Origin of the sequence: Tahibacter sp. (genome assembly GCF_032229445.1) — a bacterium.
Taxonomy (GTDB): Bacteria; Pseudomonadota; Gammaproteobacteria; order Xanthomonadales; family Rhodanobacteraceae; genus Tahibacter.
The window spans coordinates 1-4483 of the sequence record NZ_JAVTWC010000128.1 but is presented as its reverse complement, the minus strand read 5'-3'; the positions used below and the strand labels follow the sequence as shown (position 1 = coordinate 4483).

Annotated in this window: 2 protein-coding genes; one reads left to right on the top strand and one right to left on the bottom strand. The window is 65.2% G+C overall.

The annotated features are described in order from the left end of the window. Window positions 1-130: 130 nt before the first annotated feature. Window positions 131-1147 carry a sugar kinase gene (locus tag RUU78_RS24730; RefSeq protein WP_313920484.1) on the bottom strand — a complete coding sequence of 339 codons (1017 nt, stop codon included), beginning with the start codon at window positions 1145-1147 and terminating at the stop codon, window positions 131-133. Window positions 1148-1531: 384 nt separating this feature from the next. Between RUU78_RS24730 and RUU78_RS24725 the strand changes: the two genes are divergently transcribed. Further along, the gene (locus RUU78_RS24725; RefSeq protein WP_313920483.1) at window positions 1532-4390 is read left to right on the top strand and encodes a TonB-dependent receptor; all 2859 of its coding nucleotides are present in this window, start codon (window positions 1532-1534) and stop codon (window positions 4388-4390) included. Window positions 4391-4483 lie beyond the last annotated feature (93 nt).

Sequence of the window (4483 nt, the reverse complement as noted above, 5' to 3'; positions counted from 1 at the left end):
ACAGCAACAGCAACAGCAACAGCAACAGCAACAGCAACAGCAACAGCAACAGCAACAGCAAGAGCAACAGCAACGGCAACGGCAACGGCAACGGCAGTGATTTGCTGCCTGGCGCGTGATCCGCGGGGTTCTAGCGCCTCACGTCAAACCGCGCATCGCTGAGGAACTGCGCCACGCGCGCAACGGGGAGGCTCAGGAAATCACCGGGGACGGAATGCTTGAGGCAGGCCGCCGCGAGGCCGAAGCGCAGGCTGTGTTCTTCGTCATGTCCGTTCAGCAGGCCGTGCAGCACGCCGGCGGCGAAGGCGTCGCCGCCGCCGATGCGGTCGACGATGCCGTCGAGGCGTTGTGCGGGGAGCTGCCATTCGCGTTCGCGCGTGAATAGCTGTGCCGACAGATCGTGGCAGTCGACGCTGTGCTGTTCGCGCCGGGTGCTGACGATGCGGCGGATCTGCGGGAACGTGGCGAAGGCCGCGTCGGCAGCGAGGCGGTCGACGCTGGCGGTCGCGGTCGCGACGAATTCGCGACGCAGTACGACCGCGATGTCGCGGTGGTCGGCGAAGACGGTGTCGGCGCAGGCGAGGATTTCGCCGAGGATCGCTGCGGGGTCTCCATCCCAGGCTTGCCATAGCTTTGCGCGGAAATTGCCGTCGAATACGACCGGAATGGCCAGTGCGCGCGCCGCGCGTGCGGCGGCGATCGCCGCATCGGCGCAGGCGCGGCCCAGGGCCGGTGTGACGCCGGACAGGTGCAGCAGTGGCGCGCCCGCGAGCAGCGCCGGCCAGTCGTAGTCGCTGGCGGCGGCGCGCGCGAAGGCCGAATCGGCGCGGTCGTAGAGCACTTCGCTAGGACGTTGCAGCGCACCGGTTTCGAGGAAGTACAGTCCCATGCGGCCGCTGGCGTAGCGCAGCCGCGTGGTGTCGACGCCGTGGCGGCGCAGTTCGCCGGCCGCGGCGCGGCCCAGTGCATTGTCGGCGACGATGCCGATGCAGGCGGTGGCGTGGCCGAAGCCGGCGAGGGCGATGGCGACATTCGCCTCGGCGCCGCCGACGTGTACCTGCAGGCGCGGTGATTGCAGCAGCAGCTCATGGCCAGGGCTGGCAAGGCGCAGCAGCAGTTCACCAAAGCAGAGTAAGGGTACGGACATGGGGGATCCTTGGGATGAAACGGCAGTCTAGGCAAGCCGGCGGGACGGCGTCGCCGTCGGGTGGAGGAGAGCTGTGCTGCAGCGCAGTGTCCCCGCAGGCGAGCGGGACAATGACTGCGGTAGTTTCGGCGTTGGCTGCATAAGGTATTGAAAATGATAGATTTTTCCTGCGGGGCCGGCGGCAGGGACCGGGCGCGATACGAAGCGTGCGGCGGTGTCGACGTGCCGTTTTTGCTCGTCTTGTTGCTGCGCTGCGGTGTTTGCTAGGCTTCTTGTCCACCGGTGTCATGCACAAGAATTAGCTGAAAATGGCACCGGTGTCATCAGAATTTTCCGCGCTGCCGCCGTGCGCGTGGACCTGCTATCTATCAGGAGGGAGTAGACGTGGGAATCCGCATCAGCCGTACCGGTCGTCCATTGCTGACCACGCTTTCGGGCGCGATCCTGATTTCCCTGTATGGGCTGCCGGCGCGGTTGTTTGCCGCCGAGCCGGCCCAGCCGGACGCCGCGTCGTCCACCGCGACCGAAGCCGCCGTCGGTACGACGGCCGGCGCGGCCGCCGAAACCGAGGCACAGAGCGGCAGCAGCGGCGAAACCGAGCGGCTCGACGAAATCGTCGTGACCTATCGGCAAAGCCTCGTCAAGGCGCTCGAAGCCAAGCGCGAGTTCACGACCCAGACCGACGTGATCATGGCCGAGGACATCGGCAAGTTCCCGGACCTCAACCTGGCCGAGTCGCTGCAGCGCATACCGGGCATCTCGATCGCGCGCGATGCGGGCGAGGGGCGCCAGATCTCGGTGCGCGGCCTTGGCCCGGACTTCACCCGCGTGCGCATCAACGGCATGGAAGGGCTGTCCACCACGGGCGGCACCGACTCGTCCGGCGGCAACAACCGCGGCCGCGGCTTCGACTTCAACGTCTTCGCCTCGGAACTGTTCAATCGTATTGAAGTACACAAGACCGCATCGGCCGAAGTGCAGGAAGGCTCGCTCGGCGCGACGGTCGACCTGCACACGCCGCGGCCGTTCGATTTCGACCGCTTCACCTTCGTCAGCTCGGCGCAGATGGGCTATAACGATCTGGCCGACGAAACCAATCCCCGCGCCTCGGCGCTGATCGCCAACACCTTCTTCGACGGCCGCTTCGGCGCGCTGTTCTCGGTCGCCTACAGCGATCGCAGCCTGACCCAGGAAGGCGCCAGCACGGTGCGCTGGGACAACGGCACGAGCAGCGGCGGCTTCAACGCCGCTTCGCCGTACGCACCGGCCAGGCTGGCAACCACCTTCCATCCGCGCATCCCGCGCTACGGCGTGCTGGAGCACGAACAGGAGCGTCTCGGCCTCACCGGCGCGCTGCAGTGGCAGGCCGCCGACAGCACCCTGGTTTCGCTCGACCTGCTGTATGCCGACTTCGACGCCAAGCGCACGGAGAATTTTCTCGAAGCAGTGTCGTTCAGCCGCACCGGTGCATCCGGCAAGCCGCAGACCATCGTGCGCGACGGCGCGGTCAGCAGCAACGGCAATCTCGTCTACGGCCTGTTCGACGACGTGGACGTGCGTTCCGAGTCGCGTTACGACGAACTCGCGACCACGTTCAAGCAGACCAACCTCAACATCGAGCACGAATTCAGCGACAGCTTCCGCATGGACGCGCTGATCGGTCATTCGCGTTCGGACTTCGACAATCCGATCCAGACCACGTTGACCCTCGACCGCGCCAATACCGACGGCTATTCCTGGGACTACCGCGGCAACGACCGCCTGCCGCTGATCGACTACGGCTTCGACGTGCGTGACCCGAACAACTGGAGCTTCGCCAACGGCCTGTCGGAAATTCGCCTGCGTCCGAACGCGACGGCCAACCTGTTCACCAATCAACAAGTGAACTTCGAGTGGGATGCGGCGTCCGCGTTCCGCGTCAAGGGCGGGCTCGATTTCAAGGCCTACAAGTTCTCGACCTTCGAAGCGCGCCGCGCCTCGGAAGTCAGCGTGCCCAACCTGCCGGCCGGCACGTCGCTGTCGGACCTGACCCGCCTGCTCGTGTTCGGCAACGGCCTGGACATGCCGGGCGGCGCGGACACATCGTTCCTGATTCCCGACATCGACGCATTCGCGCGCCTGTTCGACATCTACAGCGGCCAGGGCACGTTCACGCTGTCGCCGTCGGCCTCGGGTTCCATCGGCAACAACCGCAGCGTCAAGGAACGCGACCGCGGCGGCTGGCTGCAGGGCGATTTCGAGACGTCGACCTTCGGCATCCCGCTGCGCGGCAACTTCGGCGTGCGCTACGTACGTACAGAGCAGGAATCGACCGGTTTCGCGATCATCAACAGCCGCCCGACGCAGACCACGGTCGAGCGCGAATACTCCGACACGCTGCCCTCGCTGAACCTGGCCTGGGACCTGACCGACGATCTGCTGTTCCGCTTCGGCGCGGCGAAAGTCATGTCGCGTCCGGGCCTGGGCAACCTCACGCCGGGCGTCAGCGTCAGCGTCAGCGGCGGCAACCGCGTCGTGACCGGCGGCGATCCGTTCCTCGATCCGTTCCGCGCCAAGACCTTCGATCTCGGTCTGGAATGGTATTTCGCACCGGAGTCGGTGCTCGGCGCGGCGATCTTCTACAAGGACATCGAGTCCTTCGTGCAGACCTCGCGCGAGACACGGCCGTTCAATACCTCGGGCCTGCCCACGAGCCTGCTGGAAGGCACCGGTGCGCTGCCGACCGATGACTTCCAGTTCAACATCCCGACCAACACGCCCGGCGGCAAGCTGCGCGGCGTCGAGCTGTCCTACCAGCAGCCGTTCACGTTCCTGCCCGGTTTCTGGAGTCATTTCGGCGCGATCCTCAACTACACCTATGTCGACTCGAAGATCCAGTACGTGACCTCGTCCGGCGCGAACTCGCTGAAGACCGACCTGACCGGCCTGTCCAAGAACGCCTACAACGCGACGCTGTACTTCGAGAAGGACCAGTTCAGCGCGCGCGTGTCGACGGCGTACCGCAACGGCTATCTGACCACGGTGCCGGGTCGCAACAACAACAACATGGAAGGCACCAAGGGAACGACCAATGTGGATTTCATCGCGACGTGGAAGATGAACCAGCATGTCGAGTTCACGGTCGAGGCGGTCAATCTCACCGACGAATACAACGACCAGTGGGTCGATTCCGTCGGCGATCGCAGCTCGGTCTACGACCACACCGGCCGCGAGTTCTTCGTCGGTGTGCGCTTCCGCAACTGAACTCGGAAACCTCTGAGCAAGTCCTGGCACGATCGCTTCTGTACTCAGCACCAGATCTCCACAACCCCGCCAAATGCCTGCTGCGCAGGCATT

Excerpts from the sequence above, each read along its gene's own strand:
- RUU78_RS24730 (WP_313920484.1), bottom strand. The coding sequence starts at position 1,147 with ATGTCCGTACCCTTACTCTGCTTTGGTGAACTGCTGCTGCGCCTTGCC.